Annotated in this window: 34 protein-coding genes and 1 other RNA gene; 29 read left to right on the forward strand and 6 right to left on the reverse strand. The window is 69.5% G+C overall.

Annotated elements, in window-relative coordinates:
• Position 1: 1 nt before the first annotated feature.
• From BM223_RS16625 to BM223_RS16635, 3 genes are read right to left on the reverse strand one after another with little or no spacing between them, the layout of a single operon-like run.
• On the reverse strand, positions 2 to 280 hold the full coding sequence (locus tag BM223_RS16625) for a hypothetical protein (RefSeq protein WP_141267701.1): 279 nt from the start codon (positions 278 to 280) through the stop codon (positions 2 to 4).
• Positions 281 to 317: 37 nt separating this feature from the next.
• Positions 318 to 512, reverse strand: coding sequence for a hypothetical protein (locus BM223_RS16630; protein WP_038679807.1), 195 nt, complete (start codon positions 510 to 512; stop codon positions 318 to 320).
• A 9-nt stretch (positions 513 to 521) separates the two neighbouring features.
• Positions 522 to 944, reverse strand: coding sequence for a tetratricopeptide repeat protein (locus tag BM223_RS16635; protein ID WP_052138786.1), 423 nt, complete (start codon positions 942 to 944; stop codon positions 522 to 524).
• A gap of 52 nt (positions 945 to 996) precedes the next feature.
• On the opposite strand from BM223_RS16635, the gene rnpB reads away from it, so the two are divergent.
• Positions 997 to 1366, forward strand: an RNA gene (gene rnpB, locus BM223_RS16640) — RNase P RNA component class A.
• 33 nt (positions 1367 to 1399) lie between these two features.
• Here rnpB and BM223_RS16645 read toward each other — a convergent pair.
• The gene (locus BM223_RS16645; protein WP_052139331.1) at positions 1400 to 2521 is read right to left on the reverse strand and encodes a tyrosine-type recombinase/integrase; all 1122 of its coding nucleotides are present in this window, start codon (positions 2519 to 2521) and stop codon (positions 1400 to 1402) included.
• Entirely contained in the window at positions 2499 to 3167 is a 669-nt protein-coding gene (locus BM223_RS16650) for a helix-turn-helix domain-containing protein (protein ID WP_158510208.1), read from the reverse strand. The genes BM223_RS16645 and BM223_RS16650 overlap by 23 nt, the downstream gene beginning before the upstream one ends.
• 113 nt (positions 3168 to 3280) lie before the next feature.
• Here BM223_RS16650 and BM223_RS16655 point away from each other — a divergent pair, with 113 nt between their 5' ends.
• The 25 genes from BM223_RS16655 to BM223_RS28480 all read left to right on the forward strand — a co-directional run bounded on the left by BM223_RS16655 (position 3281) and on the right by BM223_RS28480 (position 19846).
• The gene (locus BM223_RS16655) at positions 3281 to 3520 is read left to right on the forward strand and encodes a helix-turn-helix transcriptional regulator (protein WP_038679809.1); all 240 of its coding nucleotides are present in this window, start codon (positions 3281 to 3283) and stop codon (positions 3518 to 3520) included.
• An 83-nt stretch (positions 3521 to 3603) separates the two neighbouring features.
• Entirely contained in the window at positions 3604 to 3807 is a 204-nt protein-coding gene (locus BM223_RS16660; protein WP_038679810.1) for a hypothetical protein, read from the forward strand.
• Complete coding sequence (locus BM223_RS16665; RefSeq protein WP_038679811.1) at positions 3807 to 4034, forward strand: hypothetical protein; 228 nt, start codon at positions 3807 to 3809, stop codon at positions 4032 to 4034. The genes BM223_RS16660 and BM223_RS16665 overlap by 1 nt, the downstream gene beginning before the upstream one ends.
• On the forward strand, positions 4015 to 4884 hold the full coding sequence (locus BM223_RS16670) for a ParB N-terminal domain-containing protein (RefSeq protein WP_038679812.1): 870 nt from the start codon (positions 4015 to 4017) through the stop codon (positions 4882 to 4884). Before BM223_RS16665 ends, BM223_RS16670 begins: the two co-directional genes overlap by 20 nt.
• A 17-nt stretch (positions 4885 to 4901) precedes the next feature.
• Positions 4902 to 5135, forward strand: coding sequence for a hypothetical protein (locus BM223_RS16675; RefSeq protein ID WP_141267703.1), 234 nt, complete (start codon positions 4902 to 4904; stop codon positions 5133 to 5135).
• A 29-nt stretch (positions 5136 to 5164) separates the two neighbouring features.
• Entirely contained in the window at positions 5165 to 6070 is a 906-nt protein-coding gene (locus tag BM223_RS29530; protein WP_052138787.1) for a hypothetical protein, read from the forward strand.
• Entirely contained in the window at positions 6067 to 7287 is a 1221-nt protein-coding gene (locus BM223_RS16685; RefSeq protein WP_052138788.1) for an AAA family ATPase, read from the forward strand. The genes BM223_RS29530 and BM223_RS16685 overlap by 4 nt, the downstream gene beginning before the upstream one ends.
• The gene (locus tag BM223_RS16690; RefSeq protein ID WP_038679814.1) at positions 7284 to 7943 is read left to right on the forward strand and encodes a DUF7341 domain-containing protein; all 660 of its coding nucleotides are present in this window, start codon (positions 7284 to 7286) and stop codon (positions 7941 to 7943) included. Before BM223_RS16685 ends, BM223_RS16690 begins: the two co-directional genes overlap by 4 nt.
• 130 nt (positions 7944 to 8073) lie before the next feature.
• Positions 8074 to 8394 (forward strand): hypothetical protein, encoded by a 321-nt coding sequence (locus tag BM223_RS16695; RefSeq protein WP_052138789.1) that lies wholly within the window; start codon positions 8074 to 8076, stop codon positions 8392 to 8394.
• A gap of 162 nt (positions 8395 to 8556) precedes the next feature.
• Positions 8557 to 9099 carry a hypothetical protein gene (locus BM223_RS16700; protein ID WP_052138790.1) on the forward strand — a complete coding sequence of 181 codons (543 nt, stop codon included), beginning with the start codon at positions 8557 to 8559 and terminating at the stop codon, positions 9097 to 9099.
• Entirely contained in the window at positions 9099 to 10211 is a 1113-nt protein-coding gene (locus tag BM223_RS16705; RefSeq protein WP_038679815.1) for a hypothetical protein, read from the forward strand. Before BM223_RS16700 ends, BM223_RS16705 begins: the two co-directional genes overlap by 1 nt.
• Positions 10189 to 10809 (forward strand): hypothetical protein, encoded by a 621-nt coding sequence (locus tag BM223_RS29090; protein WP_038679816.1) that lies wholly within the window; start codon positions 10189 to 10191, stop codon positions 10807 to 10809. The genes BM223_RS16705 and BM223_RS29090 overlap by 23 nt, the downstream gene beginning before the upstream one ends.
• 39 nt (positions 10810 to 10848) lie before the next feature.
• The gene (locus BM223_RS16715) at positions 10849 to 12237 is read left to right on the forward strand and encodes a phage portal protein (RefSeq protein ID WP_038679817.1); all 1389 of its coding nucleotides are present in this window, start codon (positions 10849 to 10851) and stop codon (positions 12235 to 12237) included.
• Complete coding sequence (locus BM223_RS16720; RefSeq protein WP_038679818.1) at positions 12218 to 13591, forward strand: hypothetical protein; 1374 nt, start codon at positions 12218 to 12220, stop codon at positions 13589 to 13591. The genes BM223_RS16715 and BM223_RS16720 overlap by 20 nt, the downstream gene beginning before the upstream one ends.
• 193 nt (positions 13592 to 13784) lie before the next feature.
• Positions 13785 to 14405 (forward strand): hypothetical protein, encoded by a 621-nt coding sequence (locus BM223_RS16725; RefSeq protein WP_052138791.1) that lies wholly within the window; start codon positions 13785 to 13787, stop codon positions 14403 to 14405.
• Between the two features lie 40 nt (positions 14406 to 14445).
• A complete protein-coding gene (locus BM223_RS16730) occupies positions 14446 to 15438 on the forward strand; it encodes a major capsid protein (RefSeq protein ID WP_038679819.1) in 993 nt (330 codons plus the stop codon).
• Between the two features lie 38 nt (positions 15439 to 15476).
• Positions 15477 to 16133: a hypothetical protein gene (locus BM223_RS16735; RefSeq protein WP_038679820.1), complete on the forward strand. Its 657-nt coding sequence runs from the start codon at positions 15477 to 15479 to the stop codon at positions 16131 to 16133.
• 19 nt (positions 16134 to 16152) lie between these two features.
• A complete protein-coding gene (locus tag BM223_RS16740) occupies positions 16153 to 16536 on the forward strand; it encodes a hypothetical protein (protein ID WP_038679821.1) in 384 nt (127 codons plus the stop codon).
• Entirely contained in the window at positions 16533 to 16997 is a 465-nt protein-coding gene (locus tag BM223_RS16745; protein ID WP_038679822.1) for a DUF6093 family protein, read from the forward strand. The genes BM223_RS16740 and BM223_RS16745 overlap by 4 nt, the downstream gene beginning before the upstream one ends.
• Complete coding sequence (locus tag BM223_RS16750; protein WP_038679823.1) at positions 16997 to 17401, forward strand: hypothetical protein; 405 nt, start codon at positions 16997 to 16999, stop codon at positions 17399 to 17401. Before BM223_RS16745 ends, BM223_RS16750 begins: the two co-directional genes overlap by 1 nt.
• The gene (locus BM223_RS16755) at positions 17402 to 17788 is read left to right on the forward strand and encodes a hypothetical protein (RefSeq protein ID WP_038679824.1); all 387 of its coding nucleotides are present in this window, start codon (positions 17402 to 17404) and stop codon (positions 17786 to 17788) included. It begins immediately after the preceding gene.
• Between the two features lie 24 nt (positions 17789 to 17812).
• Positions 17813 to 18100, forward strand: a complete 288-nt coding sequence (locus tag BM223_RS16760; RefSeq protein WP_038679825.1) for a hypothetical protein — start codon at positions 17813 to 17815, stop codon at positions 18098 to 18100.
• A 1-nt stretch (position 18101) separates the two neighbouring features.
• A complete protein-coding gene (locus tag BM223_RS16765) occupies positions 18102 to 18626 on the forward strand; it encodes a phage tail tube protein (RefSeq protein WP_038679826.1) in 525 nt (174 codons plus the stop codon).
• Positions 18627 to 18704: 78 nt separating this feature from the next.
• Positions 18705 to 19367, forward strand: a complete 663-nt coding sequence (locus BM223_RS16770; RefSeq protein WP_038679827.1) for a hypothetical protein — start codon at positions 18705 to 18707, stop codon at positions 19365 to 19367.
• Between the two features lie 143 nt (positions 19368 to 19510).
• Positions 19511 to 19846 (forward strand): hypothetical protein, encoded by a 336-nt coding sequence (locus BM223_RS28480; RefSeq protein WP_141267765.1) that lies wholly within the window; start codon positions 19511 to 19513, stop codon positions 19844 to 19846.
• On the opposite strand, the gene BM223_RS16780 is transcribed toward BM223_RS28480, so the two are convergent.
• Positions 19772 to 20074, reverse strand: a complete 303-nt coding sequence (locus BM223_RS16780) for a hypothetical protein (RefSeq protein WP_141267767.1) — start codon at positions 20072 to 20074, stop codon at positions 19772 to 19774. The two genes, BM223_RS28480 and BM223_RS16780, sit on opposite strands and share 75 nt — an antisense overlap.
• A 63-nt stretch (positions 20075 to 20137) precedes the next feature.
• Here BM223_RS16780 and BM223_RS16785 point away from each other — a divergent pair, with 63 nt between their 5' ends.
• The 3 genes from BM223_RS16785 to BM223_RS16795 are packed head-to-tail and all read left to right on the forward strand — an operon-like array spanning position 20138 to position 26308.
• On the forward strand, positions 20138 to 23575 hold the full coding sequence (locus tag BM223_RS16785; RefSeq protein ID WP_141267769.1) for a phage tail tape measure protein: 3438 nt from the start codon (positions 20138 to 20140) through the stop codon (positions 23573 to 23575).
• 1 nt (position 23576) lies between these two features.
• Complete coding sequence (locus tag BM223_RS16790) at positions 23577 to 23834, forward strand: hypothetical protein (RefSeq protein WP_038679831.1); 258 nt, start codon at positions 23577 to 23579, stop codon at positions 23832 to 23834.
• A complete protein-coding gene (locus BM223_RS16795) occupies positions 23831 to 26308 on the forward strand; it encodes a hypothetical protein (protein WP_075018642.1) in 2478 nt (825 codons plus the stop codon). The genes BM223_RS16790 and BM223_RS16795 overlap by 4 nt, the downstream gene beginning before the upstream one ends.
• Positions 26309 to 26328: the final 20 nt, after the last annotated feature.

Below are 26328 nucleotides of genomic sequence, written 5' to 3' on the forward strand. Positions count from 1 at the left end.
CTCAGGCGGTCCAGTCGAGGAACACCCCGCCGGCCGTGATCGCGGCGAACCACCAGACGAACGAGAACAACCCGAGCGTCACCGTCCAGCGCGGGTGCGAGGTCCACCACGCGAAGCAGAGGACCAGCATCACCAGCCACGACAGCAGCAGGAGCGCGACCGCCCACGCCGGGGCGAGGAGCCCCGACGCGACGTACAGGAAGAAGGAGGAGACGAGCAGCACCAGCCCCGCGAACGGCCACGGCGAGATCCGCCGTCCGGTCGCAGGGTCGATCGCCACCGGACGGATCCGGCGGCGGCGCGAGAGCACCAACGGGCTACTTGTCCTCGGCGTCGTCGTTCCAGGCCGGGTCGTCGTCCCAGGCCTCGGTGCGCTCCGCCGCCTTCTCCAGCGCCCGGGCGGCCTCCGCCTCGGTCGGGTAGGGACCGAGGCGGTCCTTGTTCGGGCAGCCTTCGACGCCCTCGACGGTGTGATGCTTCAGGCAGAACCAGTACTCGGCGTCCGTGGACATGCCCCGAACCTACTCCAGACGACCCGCCAGGCGCTCGACCCGCAGCACGTCGTACTCGTGCTCGGGGTCGCCGGTCATCGCCGCGGCCAGCCGCAGGTGCGGGAGCGCGTCGTCGTACTTCGACTGCCTCTCGAGCGCCCGCCCCAGCGCATGCCGGCTCCACACGTCGGCCGGGTCGTCGGCGACCAGCGTCGCCAGCTCGTCCGACGCCTTCACCAGCTGCGCCCGCATCAGGTACGCCCACGCGCGCAACGACCGCAGCCCCCGGTTGTCCGGCTCCTGCTCCAACGCCGGCTCCAGCACCTGCAGCGCCTCGCGCGGCGCCCTCCGGGACAGGAAGTCGTGGGCAATCCGGTACGCCGTCTCGTGGCGTGCCGTCGTACCCGGGAACACGATCGGCGGAAGGATCCGGATCTCGGGCGTCTCGTTCATGTGCCCCTCAACTGTCCGCCACCCGCCGTTGTTCCCTAGAGTGAGCCGCGGACGGGCTGGCCGGGCGACCGCGTGACCCCCGCCGTGAGGCGACGGGTCCCGAGGAAAGTCCGGGCTCCACAGAGCAGGGTGGTGGGTAACACCCACCCGGGGTGACCCGCGGGACAGTGCCACAGAGAACAGACCGCCTCCGGCTCGCCGGAGGTAAGGGTGAAACGGTGGGGCAAGAGCCCACCAGTGCGCCGGGTGACCGGCGCAGCTCGGCAAACCCCACCCGGAGCAAGACCAGACAGCACACGACGGCCTCGGCCGAGAGGGTGACTCGCCCGAGTGTGCGGGTAGGTCGCTGGAGGCTGCCGGCAACGGCAGTCCTAGATGGATGGTCGCCACGACAGAACCCGGCTTACAGGCCAGCCCGTCCCTCAAATGCCACTTGACCTGCGCAGACTCTGAATCTAGGCGTCGCCAGTCCCCACACAGTCCCCAAAACCGCGAGCCGCGGTCCCCAGAACGCTGTCGATCGCGGCGCGCGTCTGGTCGTCGGAGTCCGGCCACAGGTGGCTGTAGGTGTCGAGCGTCTCGGCCGCCGTCGCGTGCCCGAGCCGGGCCTGGACGACCTTCGGCGACTCGCCGTGCCGGATCAGCAGGGACGCGTAGTAGTGCCGCAGCGCGTGCATCCCGGTGCCGGTCTCGGCGTCGAGCCCAGCCGCCTTCGCCGCCGGGCGCCAGACGTGGCCGAACGCCTGCCGGGTGATCGGCTGGCCGTTCAGCGTGAAGAGCAGCTCGCCCGCGCCGACGTCGAACGTGGCGATGTGCGCGTTGAGCGCGACGACGACGACCTTGGGCAGCGGCACGTCCCTGTACGACGCCTTCGTCTTGAGCGGGCCGAACTCGGTCTTGCCGTTGCGGGTCGTGACAAGTTGGCGGTCGATCTTGACCATCGGGTTGGTGCCGAGCAGCCGAAGCCGCTCGTCTCGAGCCAGCGCCAGCGCCTCACCCTGCCGCGGCCCGACGCCGGCCGTGTACGTCACCAGGGCCTTGAGCTCGTCGGGAACCTTGTCGTACAGGACGTCGACCTGCTCGGTGGTCAGCGGCTTGACCTTGGTCCTCACCACGGTGGGTAGCTTGGTGCCCTCGCACGGGTTCGCCATGATGCGCCGGTCCCGGACCGCGGCCTTGAAGACCGACGACACGATCCCGTGGATGACGCCCACGGTCGACGGCGCCAGGCCCTCGCTCATCCGCTTCACCCACGCCTGAATCTCCGACGGCAGGATCGACGCCATCGCCCGGTCACCCAGGGCTGGGTACGCGTGCCGGCGCAGCATGGTCTCGACGTGCGCGGCCGAGCTGGGGCGGTGGACCTGCGCCTTGCGCCAGGTCTCGGCGTAGGCGCGAAAGGTGACCTGTCCGGCCTTCGGGTCGACGTACTGCCCGGTGACCACCGAGGTGGTGACCTCGTCAAGCCACCGCTGCGCGTCCATCTTCCGGCCGAAGTGCCGCGCGATCTGCTTGCCGGTCTGGTCGCGGTAGCGGGCGCGCCACTTGCCGTTCTCACGCCTCTGCAGATTCGCCATCGCCATCACCCCCGCCCTCGTCATCCCACGTCGCGGGCGGCATCGGGAACGCCAGCGGGTCGACCCGCACGAGGTGGCCCAACAACGAAGCTCCGATCTTCCGGAGCGCCTGCGCATCCTCCTCGGTTGGCGCCAGGACCGGGTCCCAGTCCCTGACGATGTCTTGGAGCCGCTGACGCACCCAGGACAGGTAGTCCTCCGGACTCTCGGGCCCTGGCACCGAGGCACTGCCCATCTCGGCGATCAGCCCAGGGTGAATCCTCAGGATGTGCCGGATGGTGCTCAACGTGCTCAGCCACACGGAGAGGTCCCGGCGCGCGGCACGCATCGACCGGTCGGCCTCGTCGCGCAGATCGCGAAGGCTCGATGTGCGCGATTCCCCGAAGAGCATTGCGACCGTCGTGTCGAGCGCTCCCGCGATCGCGCTGATCTCGGCGGTCCTGGCGCTGCGGTCCCCCTTCTCGATGCGGGTGATCGCTGACGGGTCGATCGTCAGCCCGTAGTCCGCTTGGATGCGCTCCGCAAGACCACGCTGAGTTAGCCCCACGCTCTCCCGAGCCGTTTTCACTCGATCACCGAACCGCCGGTTCGCGCGCTTGGCCGCGTCGTCGTCGGCCTCGCCGACCCCTACCTGTTCCTGGTGCACCACTGCACTGTAGTGCTTGCAGCACACCAAAGACAGTGGCAGCATGAGAGTGCGGTCAGCACACCTCGCTGTGGAGATCGCATCACCGATCCCCGGACCTTAGGAGGTATCTGATGACCGACATCCCCCGCGCCAGAGAGGGCGGCCAGCGCGAACGGCTACTCCGCGTCGACGAGGTCGCCAAGTGGACTGGCGTGTCGGAATACACGCTCCGCTACTGGCGCTCGCTGTCCTTCGGCGACGACCCGCAGTACGTCGGACCTCCGTCGGCGAAGTTCGGCAAGCGGATCGTCTACCGCGAGTCCGACGTCCAGGAGTGGATCGACGCCCAGTTCGAGAAGGCCACCGGATGACGTGGTGGGGAGCGCATCCCGCCAAGAACGACGCTCCCCGCCACGCACTGAACACGACTCCCCCACAGACGAGAGGAAGACGCATGTCCAAGCGTCACACCGCAGCTGACCCGACGGCAAACGCGGCCGTCGGCAACATCACCCGCCTGGCGCAGTTCGACGGCCCGATCGCCGAAGACCTTCGCCGCCGCGAGCTGCTCCGGCAGCAGGAAGATGCCGCCCGGAACGCCCGGCTCCGGCGCCTCCGTGAGCAGCAGGCCGGCCCCGCGGACGGGGGCCCGGTCTGATGATCCGGGTCCACTCCATCCTGTGCACGACCCCCGTCGAACTCGACGCTTACCCGCTCGATCCCAACATCTCGATGCTGCACGGCGTCGGGGCCGGCGCCGTCGTCATGAAGGTCGGACACTGGCCCGTGGTGATGACGCCGGCCGAGGCCCGGATGCTCGCGCGCCACCTGACCCTGACCGCCGAGCGGGCCGAGGAGGTGCCGGGTGACCTCGAAGACGTCTGAGTCCGTCTTCCAGCCGATGCCGCCGCTGAGCGAGGACCAGCTCGCGGCCCTCAGGGAGGACATCGCCAAGAACGGCGTCCTCGTCCCAGTCACCGTCGACCAGCACGGCCGGGTCCTCGACGGCCACAACCGATCCGCGATCGCCCGCGAACTCGGGATCGACTACCCCACCGTCGTAGTGGAGGTCGCCGACGACGAGGCCGCGATGGACCTCGCGGTCACCTTGAACGGCGCGCGCCGGCACCTCAACCAGGAGCAGAAGCGCGCCCTGATCGAGCACGAGCTGATCCGCCGGCCGGACGACTCGGACCGGGCTATCAGTCGCCGGGTCGGGTGTTCGCCGACCACCGTCGGGACCGTCCGCAGCGAGCGGCGCGCTCGGGCCGAGGAGTCGACTCAGCGTGCCCGAGACGCGTTCGGGATGGGCTTCGCGCACATGGTCTCGACCGGGTACGAACTGCTCATTCTCGGCGTCCCGCCGGCCACCCTCACCACCAGGTTGGAGTACGGGCGCGATCAGACCGAGGCCGGCTACCGCCGGATCATGGACGGCGGGCCCCCGGGTGTCGACGCCACCAACCAGGAGTTGGCCGACTTCATCAGCCACCAGGTCTACGTCGGCCTCATCGAGGAGATGAACAGCATCGTCGCCGAGGTCGAGTCCGACGGCGTCACCAAGTTTCCGCTGCCGGCCCGGCTCCCCGCCGAGTCCCTCGATGCCCTCGTGGAGCAGCTCTACCCGCTGCTCGACCCCGTCCAATTTGGACACTCGGAAACAAAGGGCTGCAAACAGCCCTTTGTTCCAGCCGGGTCAATTGGCCCGGCTGAGACGGCGGCGGTGCCCAGTTGATCACCGGGACCGTGGTCGTGAACCTGGCCCTCGCCGAGGACGGCCGGGAGCAGCTTGACGTCGACCGGCGCGCCCTCAGCGTCCTCCCCGTCTGCCCGGACGGCGCGCACGTGCTCATCGATCTCGGCGCCCGCAAGTACGTCAGCCACGAGGTTGCCCACCTCGTTCACGAACACGAGCACCGGCTGCTCCTCGACATTCGAGGCGCCCATCCCGCCGCCGTAGCCGACCTCGTTCGCGGCCCCCGCTAGGCGCCTCTCACCTAAGGAGTACGTACCCCATGTCGTGGATGAAGGTCGACGATCGACTTCACGCCCACCGCAAGACCCGCATCCTTCTCCGCAGCAATCCCGACGGCGTCCTGCGGGACGCCGCCCCCATGGGCCTCTGGGTCCTCGCCGGGTCCTGGGCCGGCCAGAACGACACCACCGGCTGGATCCCCGTCGACGAGCTCGAGCGGTTCGACGACAACTGGAAGGGGCACGCCGAGCGGCTAGTCGCGGCCGACTTCTGGTGGCCCGAGGAGCGCAGCGGCGAGGCCGGCTACGCGTTCATCGACTGGACCGACTGGAACATCAGCAAGGACCGCCAGTCCGAGGACGGGAAGTACGGCAACCACGTCAAGTGGCACGTCAAGCGCGGCATCGTGAAGCCGGGCTGTGAGTTCTGCCCCGAGGACCCCGAATCGGGTAGCGACTCGCCCCCCGATTCGGGGGCGATATCGGGGGCCGATCGGGTAGGCGATTCGGGTTTATCGCCTACCCCGACCCGACCCGAACCCGACCCGAACCCGAAAACCCCTTTACGTCCGAAGTCCGAAAACGAACGGGAAGACGTCGAGCGGATCTGCCAGCACCTCGCCGACCGCATCGAGGCCAACGGCTCCAAGCGCCCCGCCATCGTCAAGGGCTGGCGCACCTCCGCCCGGCTCCTCCTCGACCGCGACGGGCGCACCGAGGAGCAGGTGCACCGCGCCATCGACTGGTGCCAAGACCACGACTTCTGGCGCAGCAACATCCTCTCGATGCCGAAGCTGCGCGAGAAGTACGACCAGATCCGCCTCCAGGCCCAGCAGGGCCAGGCCGGCAACGTCATCCCCTACCCCACCGATCGGCCGCCCGCCGCCGGCGAGATCGCCCACGACGGCAGCCTCCTGCCGCCACTGCCGAAGGGAGTCTTCGAATGACCCAAGACGATGTTCGATCCGACCCCCAGGCCGAGCACGCCCTGCTCGCCGTCTGCATGGAGTCCAAGACCGCCCGGGCGAAGGCGCGCAAGGCGGTCATCGGCAGCGACTTCGACAGCCTCGTCAACGAGCGGATCTGGGACGCCATGGGCGCACTCGATCGAGCCGACAAGGACGTCGACTTCGTCAGCGTCGCCGCGATGTTCCCGGCCGGCACCCCCGAGCACGCCACCGTGCTCACCTTCGTCGGCGCCGCCAGCATCCCGGACCACGTCGAGACCTACGCCGCGATCGTCCGATCCTGGGCCATCCGCCGCAACGTCAACCGCACCGCCCGCGAGGCCCTCCAGGCGTCCATGAGCGAGACCGAAAACCCAGCCCTGCTCGCCGGGAAGTACGCGGCCAAGTTCACCGCGATCCGCGACAGCGGCCAGACCGAGGACGACTTCACCGCGGTCACGCTGGCCGAGCTGCTCGCCGAGAAAGACGACGAGCCCGACTGGCTGATACCCGGGCTCCTCGAGCGACGCGACCGGCTGCTGCTCACTGGCGAGGAGGGCCTCGGCAAGTCGCACCTCCTGCGCCAGTTCGCGGTGCACGCGTCGGCCGGCGCCCACCCGTTCGACTCCATGGTCAGGTTCAAGCCGATCCGGGCCGCGATCATCGACTGCGAGAACACCAAGGGCCAGGTCCGCCGCAAGCTCCGCGGCACCACCGACTGGGTCCAGCGCTACGTCGGCGACCCGACCCAGAACTTGATGGTCGACAACTTGCCGCGCATCGACATCACCCGTGACCGCGACCTGGCCAAGATCCACCACCTCCTCGACACTTGGGCCCCAGACCTCGTCGTCATCGGCCCGCTCTACCGGCTCTACCCCAAGGCCCTCCAGACCGACGACGACGCCGCCCCCGTGCTCGCCGCCATCGACAGCATCCGCGACCGCGGCATCGCCCTGCTGATCGAAGCCCACGCCGGTCACTCCGCCGGCAAGGAGGGCAAGCGCGACCTCCGGCCCCGCGGCTCCTCGGCGCTCATGGGCTGGCCCGAGTTCGGCTTCGGCCTCCGCAGCGTGGCCGCCGGGTACGCCGACTTCGTCCAGTGGCGTGGACCTCGGGAGGAACGCGCCTGGCCCCAGCGCATCAGGAAGGCCGACGGGTCCCGCTGGCTCCCCCACGGCGACGCCAACGACTACGCAGCAGGGATCGCATCTTGAGCACCGACATCTCCATCACCGACATGGTGGCCCAGCTGACCCGCCCCTTCCGGAACTCCGAGCCCTACACCGTCGAGAACGCCGGCACGTCGTACACCCAGCGCCACCACGTGGACGCGCCCTCGCTCCTCGACCAGCTCAACAACACCCTGCCGTCCATCGGGGGCGCGATCATCGGCAGCGGCAGCGGCCACGCATCCCGGCCGGCCGCGTCCATCGAGGCGATCGACACGTTCATCCACATCGACCGCGAGGCTTCCCGCTGGGTCCGCGACCTCGGCGAGGACGACCCCATCAACACAAAGCTGTGCGTCCGGTTGCTCGGCAGCCTCCTGCCCTCGACCGAGGTGTGCGGCCCACGTCCCCGACGAGACGGCAACCAGCCCCCCGACTGCTGCGCGCGCCACGCCATCGAGCACGACGTCCGCCGCTGGTGGACCCAGGCCCGCATCGTCAGCGGTTGGGACGTCGCCGCCTTCAAGCCCCGCAACACCTGCCCGCTCTGCGAGGGACGCGGCACCCTCCGCATCCGGATCAGCGACTACCCCGACGTCACCGCGCTGTGCGTGTCCTGCCGCGAGACCTGGGACCCGACCACCATCACCCTGCTCGCCGAGCACGTCAGGCTCGAGAACCAAGAGGACGATGCGGCCTGACGACGCGCGAACGGGGCGTGCTTGCGACGCCCCCGTTCGGTCGTGCACAATTGGTCGCACGGGAGAAGTGTTCCCGCAGCCAGGCGCCCCGCTCCATCGGACGGGGCGTCCGTCGTACCCGGGGGTGGGCATGAAGGTCTGCCTCGAACCCGGATGCCCCACGCTCACCAACGCCAGCCGCTGCCCCATCCACGCACGAGCGAAGGACCGGGCGCGCGGCACACGCCAGGCCCGCGGCTACGACAAGCACCACGACCGGCTGCGAGCTGACTACCAGCGACGCATGGACGCGGGCGAGCAGTTCATCTGCTGGCGCTGTGCCGAGCAGGGCAAGCCGCACCACGTCGACCCAGCCGACTGGCACCTAGGCCACGACGACCTGAACCGCAGCGTCTACCGCGGTCCCGAGTGCCCGCCCGGCAACCTCGCCACCGCTGGACGCTGGGACTGAGACCCCCACCCGACCCCCCTCGCGGATCGAGGGAAGAACCGGAAGTCAGGCGTCTCGGAGGTGCGCGGGGTTCAGAGCTTTCGGCGCCACCGCGCCAACCGCTGGGCGAGATGCCCGGCGGGTTGCCTACGCAGCGAGAGGCTGCGAGGGAGTTGAGGAACCATGACGAAGGGTGGAGCACGCAACCGTTCGGGGCCTGGCAAGGACCCGAACAGCCGCACCTCGGAGCGCCAGGGCTACACGCTGACCGCGCTTCCGAGCGAGGGCTATGACGGCGAGGTGCCGGACTTCCCGCTGATGACGTTCACGGTCTACCGGTGGGAGTTCGAGGACAAGCGCCGGTTCCAGGTGCTCGACGCCGAGGCGACCGAGGCGTTCCGCGAGCGCGAGCTCGAGCTGTGGGAGCAGGCGTGGTCCTACCCGCAGGCGTGTGCCTGGTCGATGGAGCCGTGGCGGTGGAACACGATCGCGATGTGGGTCCGCACCACCGTGGTGTGCGAGTCCAGCGAGGCGACGGCGGCCGACAAGGGCTCGATCCACCGGTTCGCCGACCAGATCGGGATGACGCCGGCCGGACTCAAGGAGAACGGCTGGGCGATCGCCCGCAACGAGGTCGGTGACAAGGCTGCCGAGAAGGCCGCGGAGCAGCGCGAGCCTGCGGAGGGTGACGAGGTCGGTCAGCGCCGGCAGAAGCGGCTGCGCTGATGCTGTCGGAGGGCCCGGGGAAGATCGACTTCCCGACGCTGGGCGATCTGGTTGATGAGTGGATCGAGCAGCATTGCGTGATCCCACAGGGGTTCAAGCGGGGGCGCCCGTTCCGTCAGTACGACTGGCAGTTCTGGTGCACCGCGAACCACTACCGGGTGCGCGAGGACGCGGTCTACGACCCGGAAGACCCGCCGATGAACCAGGCGTTCGTCTACCGGCTGACCCAGGTCATGGCGCCACAGAAGACCGGCAAGGGTCCGTGGGCTGCGTGCCTGACCTGCGTCTCGGCGGTCGGCCCGGAGCTGTTCGGCGGCTGGGCCAAGCGCGGCGACGTGTACCGCTGCGATCTCCACGGTTGCTCGTGTGGCTGGTACTACGAGTACGAGGTCGGCGAGCCGATGGGTGTGCGCCATCCCTCGCCGCTGATCCAGCTCACGGCCAACAGCCAGGAGCAGGTGAAGACGAACGTGTGGGGCCCACTGAACGCGATGATCCGCCGGCAGGGCTCCCCGCTGGCCGATCTGCTGCTGCCACGCGGGGAGTTCATGCGGATCGCGGCCGAGGGCACCGACCCGGAGACCGACCGGATCGACATGGTGTCCTCGAGCGCGAAGTCGCGGCTCGGGAACCCGATCTCGGACTACCTGCACGACGAGTCGGGGCTCTACACCAAGCAGAACGGGATGGTCGAGGTCGCCGACGCTCAGGAGCGCGGCGCGGCGGGCATGGGTGGGCGGGGCAAGCAGACCACCAACTGCTACGACCCGGCGATGGAGTCGTTCGCGCAGCTGACCCACGAGGCCGACCTGCCCAACGTGTTCACCTACTACCGCAACCCCGACACCAACCCGGACCTGCTGGGCGAGGACGGCAAGCCGCTGCCGTACTCAACGAAGGCGAACCGCCGCAAGATCCACGCCTACGTCTACGAGGGCTCCGACCACGTGGACCTCGACAGCATCGAGGGCCTCGCGGTCGCCCTGGTGCAGCGCGACCCGGCGCAGGCCGAGCGGTTCTTCGGCAACCGCATCCGCGCTGGTGGCGGCGCGTGGCTGCCGGACGGGGCATGGACAGCGAGGCGAGCCGATGTGGTTGCCACCGCCGCCTGAGGGCACCGCCGTTTGTGGCGGGTTCGACGGCTCGGAGAACAACGACTGGACCGTCATCAAGCTCGAGACCCGCGAGGGCTACCTCTTCACCCCCCGCTACGGTCCGGACCGGCTCCCGACGATCTGGAAGCCGAGCGACTGGGACAACAAGATCCCCCGCGGCCAGATCCGGGCGGCGTGGGCCGAGATCGTCGAGACCTACGACCTGCTGCGCGCCTACTGCGACCCCGGGTTCCACGACGAGACCTCCTATGAGACCGAGATCGAGGAGTGGGCCACCGAGTGGCCGCACGTGGACGGCTCGCCGCGGTTCGTGACGTTCCCGACGACTTCGGCTCAGCGGATGTATCCCGCGATCCGGCGCTTCGAGGCCGACCTGCAGTGGATCACCCACGACGGCTGTCCGCTGACCGAATCGGGCATGCGCAACGCCCGCAAGATCATCGCCCGCACTGGCCGCACGTACACCCTCGGCAAGCCGGCCCACCACCAGAAGATCGACACCGCCGTCACGTCGGTGATCTGCCACGAGGCCGCAGCCGACCAGCGTGCGGCGGGCTGGATCGTCGAGCCCGACTACGCCTCCGTCTCGTACTGACCTCGCCCACCCCCTACTACGCCAGAAGGAGGCCCTTTGATGGCTGAGCCTGGGACTCCCGACTGGTGGCTGGACCGGCTGTACAAGAAGCTGCGCGAGCGTCAGCCGACGATCAAGACGTGGAACGCCTGGTACACCGGCGCCCACCCCGCGCCGCAGGGCTATGCGGACGCCGAGGAACTGTTCCAGCGCCTCCTGGAGACGGTCGGGCTCAACATGCTCGGCGTCGTCTCGGATGCCCCGCTGGCGCGGATGCGGATCGCCGGGTTCAAGGTCGACGGCAAGCCGAATGACGACATCTGGGACGTCTGGCAGGCCAACAACTTCGACCGCGGCTCCCGGCTCGTGCGTCACGAGAAGCACTCGCTCTCAGAGGCATACGTGATGGTCGACCCCAACTCCGGCGTTCCGAAGATGACGCCGGAGCACCCCGAGCAGTGCATCGTCGAGTACGCGCCCGGGAGCAGTCGGACTCGGGTTGCCGGCCTGAAGGTGTGGCTCGACGAGACCGCCGTCGGCGGGCCGCTCATCATGGCGTTCCTCGACCTCGGCAGCGAAGGAGTGTTCACCTACGCCGCCAAGACCCGGGTCTACGCCACTCAAGCCCGCTCGGCGCTGTCGATGAAGCCGTCCTGGGAACTGCAGGAGCGGGGCACCGGCACGAACTCGCTGGGAGAGGTCGCACTGGTGCCGTTCCCCAACCGGTCCCGGATGCTCGACGCTCCCGTGCCGGAGTGGCACCGGGCGCTGCCTGCGCAGAAGCGGCTCAACAAGTCGCTGCTGGACCGGATGGCGATGCAGGACCAGGGCGCGTTCAAGGCCATGTGGGCCACCGGCCTCAAGATCCCCCGCGACCCGGTCACCAAGGAGCCCGTCGAGGGCTTCGTCAAGGCCGTGAACCGGATGTTCGTCAACGAGAACCCCGAGGGCAAGTACGGCCAGCTCCAGGCCGAGGACATCAAGCAGATGCTCGACGCCGTCCGTGACGACGTCATCGACTGCGCCGTGCTGGTGCCGACTTCGGCGGACTCGATCATGGGCAAGCTCGTCAACGTCGCCGCCGACGGTCTCAAGCTCGCCCAGTCCTCCGAGGTATCCCGCACTCGCGACCGGATGGCCGAAGAGGACGACTCGTGGGAGGACGTCAACCGGCTCGTGCTCAAGGCCGCCGGAAAGTCGGTGCCCAACATGAACCGGATGAGCACCGAGTGGCGCAACCCGGAGTTCGTCACCGACACCGAGCAGGCCAACGCCGCCAAGGTCGCCATCAGCGCCGGGATGCCCGAAGAGGTCGCCTGGGAGCGGTACTTCAACGCCGACGGGGACGACGTGAAGGACTGGGCCGAGAAGCGCCAGCGGCAGCTCCTCGACCCGATCACCGCCGCCGTCGCGGACCAGGTGCGCCGCGATGCTGCGGACCGCAACTGAGCACTACCGCCGCTCCGCGCTGACCGCCCGCTCGGCCGCCCGGGAGGCCCGCCGGGTCCGATCCCGCGGCACCATCGCCGTCGGGACGGTCGTCGCGAAGTACCAGGTCGCACAGGCCCAGCTCGCCAGCCGCGCTGTGGCCGCGATGCTCGATGAGCAGTCGCTCGACGCCGCCGCGGACGCGCTGCTGAACTCGGCCGCGTTCACCACCTCGGTCCAGATGCTCGAGGCGATGCTCGACGAGGCCGGCGACCTCGGCTTCGACCGCCTCGTCGAGTCCCTCGTCCAAGACGCAGGCCGGGCAGCCGAAGAGGTCGCCGTGGCGGTCCGCGAGGACATCGGACACGTCCGCTACCTCGACCCGCCCTCGTGCTCACGCTGCGTGGTCCTGGCTGGCCGGGTCTACCGCTACTCCACCGGGTTCCTGCGCCACCCCGGCTGCGACTGCGTCATGATCCCCACGACGCTCGCCAACCGCGACCTCGTGCAGGACCCCGTCGACCTCGCTCGCCGCGGACTCGTCACCGGCCTGTCGAAGGCCGACCGGCGGGCGATCCTCGAGCACGACGCCGACTTCAACCAGGTCGTCAACGTCCGCGCGAAGGCCGCTGGACTCAAGGAGTCCGGCCACGTTCTGGCCCGCAACGGCAAGATGACACCCGAGGGCATCTTCCGCGCGGCCGGCGAGGACCGCGACGCCCTCGTCGACCTGCTGTCCGACAACGGCTACGTCGACCTGTCCAGCCGCCGACGCACCCCCGCGCCAAGCGCCGACAGCTCCTCAGGAGACGGGCCACCGCAGCCGCCACGGCCACCGCAGCCGCCTACGCCCGCGCCGGAACCCGAGCCGGGCGACCCGGACTACGTGCGGTACTGGAATGCCCGACAAGCTGCACTCGAAGGCGAGCAGTTCACCGCCTCTGGCGAGTCGCTCGAGGACGACGAGGTCCGGTTCGCCGAGCGGATGGTCACCGGACTCGGCCAGCGCATCTCGTGGATTCCGACCGGGTCTAACGGCGCCGACGAGATCGGCACCCTGCCGGCCAACGACTTCGCGTGGCACAGCAGTGCCGAGTTCGACCCATCGCTCCCGGTCGACCTCCTGGTCGAACACAAGGGCCTGCGTGCGACGACCCCGGTCGATGCCAAGCACATCGCTCGACAGATCGCGAAGGCCACAGCCAAGAACAAGCGCCGTCCGACAGTCGCGAACGTCGTGGTTGACGTCGGAGACCGCGACGTAGCGCCGGAGGCTCTCGAGGCCCTGCGCGACTACAACCACACCGCGGGCCGCAAGATCGAGCGCCTGTGGGTCATGAGCCACGGCCGGCTGATCAGGGTCCCGCTGAACTAACAAAGCGGGGCGCATCCCCAGTTAACACCGAGGCCGCCCCGCTTCACCTTCGAGTGTACGCCGACAGCGCCATCCGGGCCACTGGATCGCCACCGACGCCACTCGACCCTCACCGACTCCCGCCGCGAGACGCGGACGGGGCCCACAGGGCTGCTCCGCGAGGGAGCGCCCGCAACCCTCAGGAGAACCCGAGATGGGCGACCCCACCCCGAACCCCGACCCCACCCCGGCTCCGGCCGACCCGGCTCCCGCGCCGAGCCCGACGCCTCCGGCGGACCCAGCCAACCCGCCGGCCGAGCCCGACCCCTCTAAGGGCGGCAAGGACGCGATCCTCGCCGACCTCGCCAAGGAACGCGACAAGCGCCAGGCGCTGGAGACCCAGGTCAGCGAGATGCAGACCGCGCACCAGCAGCAGATGGACGCCCTCGCCAAGGCCCTGGGCCTCAAGAAGGACGACGACGCCCCGCCCGACCCGGACGCCCTGGCCTCCGAGATCGCCACCGAGCGCAACAACGCCCGCACCGCGAACCTGCAGCTCGCCGTGTTCAAGGCCGCCGGAAAGCACGAGGCCAACGCGGCCCGGCTGCTCGACTCCGCCACGTTCCTGGCCTCCCTCAAGGACGTCGACCCCACCGACGCCGACGCGGTCAGCGCTGCCATCGAGACCGCGGTCGAGGCCGACCCCGTCTTCAAGACCACCCCGGCCGTCCCGGCCACCCCGCCGTTCCCCGGCGGCCCCCGACCGAACCCGCCCGCCCGGGCGGGGTCGCTGGGTGAGGCGATCGCCAACCGGCTCGCCGCCCAGACCCACTGACCCGTAGGCACTACGGGCAGAGCAAAGAAGGAGCACAGCAATGCCCGTTTCCCTCGCCCAGGCGAAGCTCAACACCACCGACGACGTCGACCTCTTCGTCATCAACGAGTTCCTCAAGCAGTCGTGGCTGGTGGGCAACCTGCCCTTCCACGACGCCGTCAACGGCGCCGGTGCCGGCGGCACCCTCACCTACGGCTACAACCGCCAGATCACGCAGGCCACCGCCGGCTTCCGCGCGATCAACAGCGAGTACACGCCGCAGGAGGTCACCAAGCAGCGGTTCTCCACCGACCTCAAGCCGCTCGGCGGGTCGTTCCAGATCGACCGCGTTCTCGACAAGGTCGCCGCCGCCGCGGAGACCGAGTTCCAGATGAAGAACAAGATCGAGGGCGCCGTCGCCGCGTTCAACGACGCCATCATTAACGGCGACACCGCGGTCGACGCCAACGGCTTCGACGGCCTGTCCAAGGCCCTCACCGGCTCCTCGACCGAGCTGGGCGCCGCCGCCGGCACCGACTGGACCACGGTCGCGGCCGGCAACGACACCGCGTTCGCGGCCATCGACGTGGTCGACGAGCTGCTCGCCATGCTCAACGGCCCCGCCACCGCCCTGCTCGGCAACACCAAGCTGCTCACCAAGCTCCGCGGCATCGCCCGCCGGGCCAGCATGTACGTCAGCGACCCCGTCATCATCGACGAGGGCCCCGAGGGCACCATCCGCGTCGAGAAGTTCGGCAACGTCTGGATCGTCGACATGGGCACCAAGGCCGGCACGAACACCGACGTCATCCCCGTCACCGCCAAGACCGTGGGCGGCCAGGCCGGCAACTACACCGACCTGTACGCCGTGCGCCTGGGCATGCAGGGCTTCCACGGCGTCTCCCTGGCCGGCCAGCCGCTCATCAACACGTGGCTGCCGGACTTCACCACCGCCGGTGCGGTCAAGACCGGAGAGGTCGAGCTGGGCCCCGTCTCGGTCGCCCTCAAGGCCACCAAGGCCGCCGCGGTCCGCCGCAACATCCGACTCTCCTGACCAAGAGCCGGGACCGAGACAGAAGGGAGTTGGTAGCCATGGCGAAGGTCGAGGCCCCCAACAAGCACTACGCCGGCCCCGGGCCCGGCGGCGCCGTCTTCACCGACGGCGTCGCCGAGGTCGAGGACGAGGCGGCTCTCAACTACTACCGAGCCGCGGGCTACACCGTGGACGGCGAGACCGAGAACCCCCACGCTGCACCCGAGCCGCCGGACCCGCGAGACCTCACCGAGGTCACCGTCGGCACCCGGCTGCGCGACGCAGCCGTCGACCCCGAGCCCGAGGACTTCCTCGCCCCCACCAACGCCGGCCAGGGCAACCCCCACGGCTCGGACGTGATCTCCCCCGAGATCCACGCCTCCGGGCCCGCGGGCATCCGTCCCGGCGAGGTGTTCGCCGAGGACGCCGGCAAGCAGGACAAGCGCGAGACCGAGTTCGCCCAGGCTCGACTGGTCGAGGGGAAGACGGCAGCCGAGGCTGCCGCCGTCGAGGTCCCCGACACCAGTGACCGCGGCGACCTCGACATCTCCGACCCCGGCTCCGCCAAGCAGGGACGCGCCAACGCCACGACCGACACCCAGCCCGACGCCGAGACCGAGACCAAGGCTGACGCCCAGGTCGAGGACGAGGCCGAGGCGCCGGCCAAGCCCGCCGCGAAGCGGACCGCCAAGAAGACCGCCACCCGGCGGTCCTGAGCACGAAGGAGGGGCGGTCATGGCACTCGCCACCTGGCAAGACGTAGCGGTCGCCCTCGGCCGCCCCTCCGACTCGCTCACCCCCGAGCAGCAGCACCAGATCACCTACTGGCTCAACGGCGTCGAACTCCACCTCAAGGCACGCCTGGGCCCCATCGCTGACCTCGACCCCGACGCCGTGAAGTACGTCGAGACCGAGATCGCCGCCGCCAAGGCCCGCCCCCTCCTCGCCGGTGGAGGCGCGACCAGCATCACCGTCTCGGTCGACGACGGCAACGTCACCCGCCGCTACGACCCCGTCACGCCCGCCGACATCACCGACGACCTCTGGAGCCTCTTCGGCCCCGCAGTCAACGCCACCAGCTACACCATCGCCATCCGATCCCCCCAGGACATCTCGTGAGCCTCGAGCCCACCATCAACGACGACATCACCGCCGCCCTCCCCGAGCTGCGACGCCAGGCCGAGTCGATGATGACCCTCACCCTGGCCGCCTACTCCCCCACCGGCCTCACCAAGGACGCCGACGGCTACGACATCCCCACCTTCACGTTCGAGGGCCAGACGTTCGGGAAGGTCCAGGCCGGCGCCCAGGCCGGCGGCGACACCCCGACCCGCTACATCAAGATCGGCGGCACCGACCGTCCCGTGCTTGCCAGCGGTCTGCACATCCCGATCACCGCGAAGATCCCGAACCCGGGCGAGGAGCGCGGCCAGGTCGGTGGCGCGTGGGAGTACGTCGTGCTCGCGGTCGGTTCGGACGCCGACCTCGCTCTGCTCGGGCGCCGCTACATGGTCGTCTCGGTGCCCGTGAAGTCCTACGCCACCGCACGGCGTCTCGACGTCATCGAGCTGGAGGTCTGATGCGCGTCCACGTGCAGCACCAGATCGACGAGCTGGTCGACGACATGACCACGATCGAGCGCCGCTTCCACCCTCAGGTGGCGAAGGTCGTCAAGGAGGCCGCCAAGCGCGGCAACGACGCCGCCAAGGGCTTCGCGTCCGAGCAGCACACGATGCACTCCGACGTCGACATCGACTACGCCCCCTCGTTCACCACCGAGCGCCGCGGGGACTTGGACTGGGAGTACGGGCCCGACTCCGCGCTGCCGCAGGGCTCGAAGGCCAGCGGCTACGAGTTCGGGTCGATCAACCAGGCGTCGCCGCACCAGAACCTCGACCGCTCCGTCGACATCCTCGCCGTCGAGTTCCCCAAGGCCATCGGCGACGAACTCGGCGGCCTGTTCCAGCGAGCCGGGTTCCGGTAGATGTCCACGGCCACCAACCTCGACGCCATCGTCGAGGCACTGAATGCTGCCCTGCCGCCGAAGTGCCGCGCCTACCCGCTCGGCCAGGTGCCCGCTGACCGGCCGACCGAGTACGTCGAGGTCATCGTGACCCGGCGCTTCGGCGGCAACCCCAAGGCCAGCGCGGTCTCCGACGTCGCCGGCTACCGAACCCTGCTCCGTGCCGTGTCCCAGGCCAGCGTCGACAACGTCCACAAGACGCTCGACACCTGCCGGATCGCACTCGAGTTCCAGTGCCTCCCGGTCGCCGGCCAGGTCACGACCCCGATCCAGTTCGAGACCGCTCGCCCTGCCGGCCCGGACAACGGCTGGTTCTCCGGCGCCGAGCAGTACACGCACGCCCTCTGAGTCGATCGACCACAAGGAGTCCTCATGTCCGATCTCGCCACCGACCTGGTCCGCGTCCGCGTCGGCGACACCGAGTTCAACGTCGGCCGCGCCGACGCCGAGCGTCGCGGCCTGACCGTCCTCGACGAGCCCACCCGCACCCGCTCCGGCAACCCCCGCCCCGAGACCCGGTCCGGCGGGCGGCCGGTCAAGCCCAAGACGTCCGTCGCCGACAAGGCGGCGGCGAAGAAGGCGGCGTCGGCTGCGTCGTCCGCCCCGGCTGCGTCGACCGGCGACAGCCCGATCACCAACCCGCCTTCCCAGGAGGACTGACATGACCGTCACCATGCCCGAGACCCAGAAGTCCCAGGGGTACTCCCGACTCGTGGTGCTCGACACCGCGACCAACCTCGCCGCCATCCCGCTCACCGCCGTCACCGCGGGCGAGATCCTCACCTGCCACCTCTACGGCGACTTCGTCTCCGAGGGCGGCGAGAACGTCGGCGAGGGCCCCCGCAAGATGTGCAGCCGCAAGGTGCCCCAGGAGTTCGGCAACACCACCGACACCATCACCGACCTGCAGTACAGCCACCTCCCGCAGGAGGACGACGCCGCCCCCGGCAACGAGGCCCGCACGCTCATGACCCCGGGCACGACCAAGATCCTGCTCGAGTTCCAGGGCATGGACGGCAAGGGCTCCACCTTCGTGGCCGGCGACTCCTACATCGCCCACAAGGTCAAGCTGGGCCGCCAGCGGCGCGGCCGCACGGGTGACGGCGAGTTCGACCAGTTCTCGATCACCCAGTCCGTGATCTACGCCGACGGCGGCGAGCCCATCAACGGCGTCGTCGCGGCCTGACCCACCCCAAGACGGCCCCGTCCGCGCTGCCGAGTCGCGGACGGGGCCCACTCGGCAACCACTCGGCAGGAGAACCCCATGCCCAAGACCCTCGCAGAGCTGCGCGCCGAGAAGGCCGCCAAGCTCCCCACCCGCTCCGAGCGCCTCTGCCTCAACCTCGAGCTCCTCGGCGAGGTCCAGCGCCTCTCTGCCGAGAAGGCCGACCTCGTCATCAACGCCAACGCCGCCGAGCCGGCGGTCAGCGACGAGGCGAAGGAGTCGAAGGCTCGCGTCCGCAAGGGCGGCGAGCGTGGCGACGGCCCCCTCAGCGATGAGGTCGCGGAGGAGGCGATCATGCCCCCTCGGGTCGCCGAGATCGAGGCCGAACTCGCGAGTCTGTGGGATCGGATGCGCGAGTACGAAGGTGACCTCGTGCTCCGTGGCATCGACGGTGACGCCTGGCAGACCTACAAGGACGAGCACCCGCCCCGCGAAGACAACGTCTCCGACGCACGCCACGGCAACAACGTCGTCAACACCACCGACCTGATGCGCGACCTCGGCGACTGGGCCGAGTCGTGGGAGGGCGAGCCCATCCCGGAGGGCGACTGGTCTGGCTGGCTTCGCAAGCGGATCGCGCCGGCCGACATGATCGGGCTGGTCCGTCGCGTAGTGGAGATGCAGGAGTCGAAGGTCACCGTCCTCCCAAAAGCCCTGAGCGACTCGCACTCGACCACTTCGATCGTGAGCGCCGACGCCTAGCCTTCGACCTCGGCATCTCCGAACGGCGCCTCAACGGTTGGGAGCCGTCCGAGCACCACGAGCACTACGACGCCGAGGGCAACCTCACCGGCTACACGGTCATCCACCGCGAGGCCGAGTGGTCTGACTCCGAGGTCGCCAAGATGCTTGAGCTGCGGCTCTACGAGGCCGGCGTCTGCTCAGGGTGCGGGTACCACGTCTCACTGACTTCCGACCTGGACAACCACTTCGCGATCGAGGTGGACCACTGCCCCGTGTGCGCTGGCGTCGCCAAGAACGACCGCATCCAGCACGCCGCCGACAAGAAGGCGCTCAAGGCGATGGGTGACGAGGACAAGATCCCGTCCACCCGCAAGCGTCCCGGCGACGGCCGCCGCGTCTCGGTCCGATACCGCGGGAAGAAGTCAGTCGAGCAGCAAGATCGCGACGACGGCCAGCAGCCCCGCGAGCACAAGCCCGCCGAGCGTGGCAACAACTAGCATCACGCGATCCTGACCGCCTGGCGCCATTCGACGCGGAAAGGCGAGGCGCCAGCCGAGGTGCCACAGGACCACGAAGACCCAGACGCCCGCGATGCCCGCGAGCGCGAAGAACGCCTGATCGAGGGCCCCGAGTCCGACCCCGACGTTCGCCACCAGCGCACCGAGGAGCGCCAGGCCGATGTCGCGGCGGACGAACGTCAGGTCGTCGGTCTGCACATCGCTCATGAACACGGACCGTAGCCGCACTCGCCGCGATCTGTCTCGACAACCCCCGCGTGAGGAGGCCCCATGTCGGTGCGTCTGGAATCGGTCCGCGTCTCCGCTGAGGACGCTGGCTTTTCGACGTCGATGGCGAAGATGACCGCCGCTGCGGCCATGTTCGGCGCCACGCTCGACCACGTTGATGGCGCCGGGGTGCGGGTCAAGAAGACCCTTCCGACCGTGTCCGACGGGATCGACGACATTGGTCGCTCCTCGCGCAAGGCTGGCCCCGAGATCGACCGCCTCTCGGGGCGAGTGCGGATCTTCGCGGACCTCATGGCTGTCCTCGGCCCCTCGGCGATCCCCATTGCTGGCACCGCCGTCCCCGCCGTCACTGGACTCGCCTCCCAGCTCGGGTTCGCGGCCATCGGCGCCATCTCGCTCGTCGCAGCGTCCCAGGGGGTTGGAGACGCCCTCAAGGCGGCGAACAAGGCAGCGATCGAGCCGACGGCCGAGAACCTGCAGAAGGCCCGCGAGGAAATGGAGCGCCTCGGGCCGGACGCGCGGAAGTTCGTGCGTGAGTTCGACAAGATCCGGCCGACCCTCACCTACATTCGCGACGCCTCGGCGGCGGGCTGGTTCCCGGGGCTGACGGAGGCGCTCAAGGACTTCGACCGGCTCGGGCCCCGGTTCGCCGACATCTCCGAACTGATCGGCCGCCGCGGCGGTGACCTGATCGCAGAAGGCGCCGACGCCCTCGCGGGCCCTGAGTGGGACGAGTTCTGGTCCTTCGTTGAGCAGGAGGCGCCCGGCGCTGTCGAAGACCTCCTCCGGACGGTCGGGAACCTCTCCAAGGGGCTGGCTGAGCTGTGGATGGCGTTCCAGCCGACCAACAACCAGTTCGGTGACTGGCTCCTTGAGCAGTCTCGCGACTTCGCGAAGTGGTCGGAGGAGCTGAAGGATTCCGACGGATTCCAGGAGTTCATCGACTACATCGAGACCAACGGTCCTCGAGTCGCTGCTGCCGCCGGTGCGATCGGCGACGCGATCCTCCAGATAATCGAGGCGCTCGCACCCCTCGGTGGTCCCTCGCTCAAGATTATCGAGATCTTCGGCGACGCCGTGTCGGCGATCGCCGACAGCGACCTCGGCACCCCGATCCTGGCCGGCGTCGCCGCGCTCGCGCTCTACTCCCGTGGCCTCCAGGCTGCCGCCGCCCTGCAGACCAAGCTCTACGGCGGCGCGGCCTCGGCCCGACTGGCCGAGCGAGGGGTCTTCGGCTTCACGCGCGGCCTCGGGAAGGATCTGAAGTCGGCGACACCCTCCATGAAGGAGTGGGGCACTGTCGCGTACCGGATGGGGCAGTCGTCCAAGTACGCCTCGGAGCAGACGCTGGCGGCGCGCAAGTCCGTCCGCTCGTTCTCGTCCCAGGCAGCAAAGGGCGCAGCCCCCGTCGCAGGGCTCGCGGTCGCTGCGTCTGGCGCGGCTGACGGCATCGGCCTGACGAACACGGCATCACTCGCCCTGGCGGGTTCGTTTGCGGGCCCCTGGGGCGCCGCGATGGGTGGCGGCATCGGCTTGATGATGGACTTCGCCTCCGCGTCGGGCGAGGCCACCAAGGGCATCGAGGGCATGCAGGCCGCCATCGACTCGATGGACCCCGAGGCGATCCGCGGACAGCTCGACGCCTTCGTTGCCGACAACCAGAAGTACCTCGACGACTGGACCTTCGGCGACACCCTCTCGGCAGGCTGGAAAGACCTCATCTCCGGAGGCCAGTTCTCGAAGACGGTCGAGCTGGCCGGCGCGCTCCCGGGCGCGCTCTCTGCCGCCGAGGCTCAGCAGCAGGAGTTCAACGACGCAATGCGCCAGGGCGGCCTGATCGCCGCCGAGTCCGCCTACGGCCTCCAGCGGCTCATCGGGGCTCTCAACGAGCAGCAGGCCACATCCCGCGGCGCGATCGACGCCCAGTACGCCTGGGGTGCCGCCGTCATGCAGGCGCGCGAGCAGATGAAGAACGGCAAGGACGGCTTCGACGAGTTCACCGAGGCTGGTCAGCAGAACATGACGATCGCGCGAGAGATGGCCGACGTCTGGAACCGCGACATGGAGGCCGCTCAGGCTTCCGGCCTGACCTACGACAAGGTCCGGAGCCAGATCGAACGGTTCGCGATGGCCCAGGGCAAGACTCGCGAGGAGGCCGAAGACCTCGCGCGCGAGCTGGTGGCTTTCCCAGAAGAAGTCAGCACTCGCCTGGCGTTCGAGTACGACCGCGAGAACCTCGAAGACGCCAAGGCAGCGTTCGACTCGCTGCCCAAGGATGTCCGCACCGACATCAAGGCGAACGGCATCCCGCAGACCGAGTCGGCGGTCGACGCGCTGGTTCGGAAGTACAAGCTCACAGAGAAGGAGCGCAAGGCGCTGGTCAAGCTCATGGACCAGGCGACTCCGTCGATCAACGCGATCATCGCGCGACTGAATGACATCCGAGACCGGAACGTCACGGTCACAACGACCTTCCGCAACTTCTATGAGAACGTCCCCAAGCCCGGGAAGCCGGGGAAGAAGCCCAAGCCCTCCATCCCTCCCGCCGTCCCTGGCTTCGACGCTCAGGGCAGCGCTGACGGCTCGACCGTTCCCGACGACGGCCGCGGCTACCGCGACTACATGCTCTACCGGCTCGCCCCGCGCGAGGAGGTCATCTCCAACCGCAGCGGGCAGGCCGACGAGTTCCGGCCCGAACTGAAGGACATCAACCGCGGCATGTCGCGCCGCGAGGTCGCCGAGCGGATGATGACGCGCGGTCTCGCCGGAGGCGGCACGGCCGGCCGTAATCCGTCGTGGTCCTCGGCCCTCGGACCGGTCGGACAGAGCGGCGGCGGGAAGAACCCGACGTGGCTGCCGGACGGCATGAAGGCCATCGAGCTCATCCAGTACGAGCTGCCCAAGTCGCTCAAGGGCCTGAACCGGGCGCTCAAGCGCTCCCAGAAGGCGGTCGACGACGAGACCGAGGCCCGCGACCGCGTCATCGCCAAGATGGACTCGATCCGCGGCGCAGCGAGCGACCGCGTCCGGTCTGGCCTGTTCCCCAACAACGACGTGTGGTCGGCCGGCGGATCGTTCGACGACGTCATGGCCGTCCTCAACGGCGACAACCTCAACGGTGCCCAGCTCGTCAAGGACATCGAGGCGCTGCGATCCAAGGGCGTCAACGAGGGCGCTCTCGAGGCGCTGCTGCGAGAGGCCCCAGACGCCCAGTCGCTGACCGATTTCGCGAACCGCTCGGCCGCTGACCTCGCCAAATACGTCTCCGCGCTCAACCTGCGCGAGCAGTACGCCACCAAGGCCGGCGACGCGGCCGCCGCGACCTACGCCAAGGAACTGGCGGCGCAGGTCCGCGAACTGCGCCAGGCCAACGGGCGTCTCGACGCGATCGAGAAGGCCATCAAGGCCGAGCACAAGGAAGACCGTCAAAGCCGCAACCGCGGCAACTCCAAGGGCCACCGCGGCCGGAACGGAAAATGACGTGACCGAGCAGATCGAACCCAGCCCGGCCGACGCCACGCTGAGCCCAACCGTGCCGCTGATCGACCAGCGGCTCGCTGAACTCGACGGCGGCGCCAACAGCATCGGGCTGCAGGAGGGCTGGATCGCCCAGGCCCGTGCCGACCTGGAGGCCGCCGAGGCGAAGCTCGCCGCCTGCCTGGCCGAGAAGGCACGGCTCGAGGCCGACCGTGCGCTGCTCGCTCCCGAGATCCCGATCGAGCCGGAGGAGACTGCATGAGCCAGCCGCACTCGCTGACGTGGGGCGACCTCCGCCTCGCTGGCGACACGGTCGACCCGGACGCGGAGTTCGTGATCGAGGCCATGGCTGATGGCACCAAGCTCGGCACTGCCAAGGCGCTAACCGAGTTCGTGAAGTCGCTGCAGGTCGACGGTTCGCTCGCGGTCATGAACGGCCACGACAACGCCGAGACGGTGCTGCAGCTTCGCGTGTCGGCGCCGGACGGTAAGGCGGCCGGACCGGCGGCTGCGAAGGCCGCCGCCGCCCTTGCCGCGAATGCGTCTGCGGACCCGATCCCGCCGCTGGTGTGGGTCTCTCCGCTCGAGGATGCCGCCACCTGTGTCTACGACGTCTACGCCGCGGACCCGGAGCGCGACGAGGGCAACGACTGGGACCTCGACGAGGAGGTCCAGGAGTGCCGCTACTTCACCGTCACGATGTCGCGGCACCCGTTCTCCCGCCCGACGGACCCGGTCACCGTGCCGGCGCTGCCGGTCCCGCCCGCGAGCGAGACCAAGACGGTCATCGACACCTGCGACTCCGCCTCCGGGTGGACCGTCCCCACCGCCTACGGGTTCGGCACGGTCCAGCGGACCAACGAGATCCTCAACCCCTCCCCGGTCCAGGGCATCGGCCAGTGGACGGCCGACCCCGGCACCGACGTCGTGGCAGTGCAGGCGGCCTCGGTGACCCCGCCGATGGACCACACGTGGGTCGACATCCTGGGCACGGCGTTCCAGCTGCGGCCCATCACCGGCGTCGCGAACCGGCGCATGCTCGCCGAGGCCGTCCAGGGCTCCTCCGCGCACGTCGTCGCGCCCGGCGACCGGATCTACCTGCGCAACGAGGTCGCGGTCCGCGTCACCGCGACCGGCGGGGGCGGGGCGGTCAAGGACGGCAGCACCATCAAGCTCGTCGTCGACCAGTGGAACGGCGCGACCAGTAGCGGGCAGACCGAGATCGGCAGCCTGGTGGCGATTGCCGGCGGCGCGGACGCGAACGGCTGGGTCTACAAGACCATCCAGGGGTACTACACCGTGCCCGCCGGAACGACCCGCATCCGCCTCGCGCTGGTCCACGCCTACGCCCCGGTCGCCGGGGAGAAGATCTACGCCTCCAACTTCATGATGGAGCGCGTCCCGGCCGGCGCCGTCGGCGCTCGGTCCTTCCTCATGGGGACGAACACCAACGGCGCGACCGGCTACAGCGGATGGACCGGCACGCCCTCCGGCTCGACTACGGTCGAGGTCGCCAAGCCGAGCCCGACCTCGGCCGGCGGAAGCGTGATCACCTCCGGCGCCCCGGTGGGCGTCTACGGGCCCCGGTCGCTCGAGCTGCGACGCACCGGGGTCACCGCCGCACCGGGCGCGCTGCCCTACCTGCGGATCTCGGCGGCCGCCTCCGTGGCCGGCGTGGCTACCGACCCGACGTTCAAGCGTGGCCTGGGCACCCTGAGCACGATCACCCCGATCGCGGTGACGCCGAGCCTGGTCAGCGGATACCTGGACTACTACTTCACCGCCGCGGACTTCGACCGGCTGTCCATCTCGCTCGCGGCACCGGCGCAGCCTGCGGCGCCGTCGGCATCGATCGCGGTCGCCGAGGTCGCCCACACCAACCTGATCGTGTCGAGCAGCACGAACCGTCAGCGCTCCCGCGCCGCGATCATCCTCGGGTCCGCGCCCACCCAGGCCGCGATCCGCCTCTACGACTCCACCACCCCGACGCCTGGGCCGCTGGGCAACGACATCCTCGTCTACAGCACGAAGAACGCTGCTCTCGCGCCACCGCTGCGGCCGTTCCTGACCTCCGGCGGCGCGACCGTCGACACGACGATGATCTCCGGGGCCCGCAACACCCTCGCGACCCCGGCGGTCTTCCGGATCCAGGCGACCAAGCTCCGCGACGGGATGCACGGCCTCGTCGGCCGGCTCAACGTCACCACCGCCGGCACCCTGACCTGGACGACGCGCATCGTCGACTCCACCGGCGCGGCCACCATCGGCTCCGGCGTCACCGACTCCGGCTCGATCGAGGTCCCGGTCACCAGCGGCTACCGCGCGATCAACCTCGCCGCCATGCTCCTCCCGCCGGTCGAGGTCGAGGGCAACCAGCTCGTCGAGATCACCATCGCCGGCACCGCGAACATGTCTTGGGACGAGTTCTGGCTCTTCAACCTCACCGAGGGCTCCCTGACCTGGGTCCGTGACGCCGACTCGATGACCTGGATCGAGATCCGACCCGCCGAGCTGGGCAAACTCCCCAGCATCTACGGCGGCACCGGCGCGTTCGGGACCAACCCCGTGTGCATCGACTACAAGACCATCGGCGCCGACTTCGGCGCCGCCGACCAGCACTACACCGACCCCGGGCCACTCCAGATCTTCGCCGTCACCTCGACCTCCCTCAAGGCCCAGTCCGAGCTCTGGTTCTACCCGCGCTACCTCGACGCCGTCATCGACGAGGCCGCCTGACATGGCCCGTAACCGCTTCC

Origin of the sequence: Pimelobacter simplex, from assembly GCF_900114845.1 — a bacterium.
GTDB lineage: Bacteria > Actinomycetota > Actinomycetes > Propionibacteriales > Nocardioidaceae > Nocardioides > Nocardioides simplex.

Bases quoted from the DNA above. Each gene is read 5' to 3' on its own strand.
- BM223_RS16750 (WP_038679823.1), top strand. From the start codon at position 16,997: ATGCGCGTCCACGTGCAGCACCAGATCGACGAGCTGGTCGACGACATG.
- BM223_RS16645 (WP_052139331.1), bottom strand. From the start codon at position 2,521: ATGGCGAATCTGCAGAGGCGTGAGAACGGCAAGTGGCGCGCCCGCTAC.
- BM223_RS16630 (WP_038679807.1), bottom strand. From the start codon at position 512: ATGTCCACGGACGCCGAGTACTGGTTCTGCCTGAAGCATCACACCGTC.
- BM223_RS16695 (WP_052138789.1), top strand. From the start codon at position 8,074: ATGAAGGTCTGCCTCGAACCCGGATGCCCCACGCTCACCAACGCCAGC.
- BM223_RS16655 (WP_038679809.1), top strand. From the start codon at position 3,281: ATGACCGACATCCCCCGCGCCAGAGAGGGCGGCCAGCGCGAACGGCTA.
- BM223_RS16720 (WP_038679818.1), top strand. From the start codon at position 12,218: ATGCTGCGGACCGCAACTGAGCACTACCGCCGCTCCGCGCTGACCGCC.
- BM223_RS16740 (WP_038679821.1), top strand. From the start codon at position 16,153: ATGGCACTCGCCACCTGGCAAGACGTAGCGGTCGCCCTCGGCCGCCCC.
- BM223_RS16730 (WP_038679819.1), top strand. From the start codon at position 14,446: ATGCCCGTTTCCCTCGCCCAGGCGAAGCTCAACACCACCGACGACGTC.
- BM223_RS16785 (WP_141267769.1), top strand. From the start codon at position 20,138: ATGTCGGTGCGTCTGGAATCGGTCCGCGTCTCCGCTGAGGACGCTGGC.
- BM223_RS16635 (WP_052138786.1), bottom strand. From the start codon at position 944: ATGAACGAGACGCCCGAGATCCGGATCCTTCCGCCGATCGTGTTCCCG.
- BM223_RS16715 (WP_038679817.1), top strand. From the start codon at position 10,849: ATGGCTGAGCCTGGGACTCCCGACTGGTGGCTGGACCGGCTGTACAAG.
- BM223_RS16755 (WP_038679824.1), top strand. From the start codon at position 17,402: ATGTCCACGGCCACCAACCTCGACGCCATCGTCGAGGCACTGAATGCT.
- BM223_RS16705 (WP_038679815.1), top strand. From the start codon at position 9,099: ATGCTGTCGGAGGGCCCGGGGAAGATCGACTTCCCGACGCTGGGCGAT.
- BM223_RS16685 (WP_052138788.1), top strand. From the start codon at position 6,067: ATGACCCAAGACGATGTTCGATCCGACCCCCAGGCCGAGCACGCCCTG.
- BM223_RS16665 (WP_038679811.1), top strand. From the start codon at position 3,807: ATGATCCGGGTCCACTCCATCCTGTGCACGACCCCCGTCGAACTCGAC.
- BM223_RS16795 (WP_075018642.1), top strand. From the start codon at position 23,831: ATGAGCCAGCCGCACTCGCTGACGTGGGGCGACCTCCGCCTCGCTGGC.
- BM223_RS16770 (WP_038679827.1), top strand. From the start codon at position 18,705: ATGCCCAAGACCCTCGCAGAGCTGCGCGCCGAGAAGGCCGCCAAGCTC.
- BM223_RS16725 (WP_052138791.1), top strand. From the start codon at position 13,785: ATGGGCGACCCCACCCCGAACCCCGACCCCACCCCGGCTCCGGCCGAC.
- BM223_RS16660 (WP_038679810.1), top strand. From the start codon at position 3,604: ATGTCCAAGCGTCACACCGCAGCTGACCCGACGGCAAACGCGGCCGTC.
- BM223_RS16780 (WP_141267767.1), bottom strand. From the start codon at position 20,074: ATGAGCGATGTGCAGACCGACGACCTGACGTTCGTCCGCCGCGACATC.
- BM223_RS16765 (WP_038679826.1), top strand. From the start codon at position 18,102: ATGACCGTCACCATGCCCGAGACCCAGAAGTCCCAGGGGTACTCCCGA.
- BM223_RS29090 (WP_038679816.1), top strand. From the start codon at position 10,189: ATGTGGTTGCCACCGCCGCCTGAGGGCACCGCCGTTTGTGGCGGGTTC.
- BM223_RS16760 (WP_038679825.1), top strand. From the start codon at position 17,813: ATGTCCGATCTCGCCACCGACCTGGTCCGCGTCCGCGTCGGCGACACC.
- BM223_RS16700 (WP_052138790.1), top strand. From the start codon at position 8,557: ATGACGAAGGGTGGAGCACGCAACCGTTCGGGGCCTGGCAAGGACCCG.
- BM223_RS29530 (WP_052138787.1), top strand. From the start codon at position 5,165: ATGTCGTGGATGAAGGTCGACGATCGACTTCACGCCCACCGCAAGACC.
- BM223_RS28480 (WP_141267765.1), top strand. From the start codon at position 19,511: ATGCTTGAGCTGCGGCTCTACGAGGCCGGCGTCTGCTCAGGGTGCGGG.
- BM223_RS16735 (WP_038679820.1), top strand. From the start codon at position 15,477: ATGGCGAAGGTCGAGGCCCCCAACAAGCACTACGCCGGCCCCGGGCCC.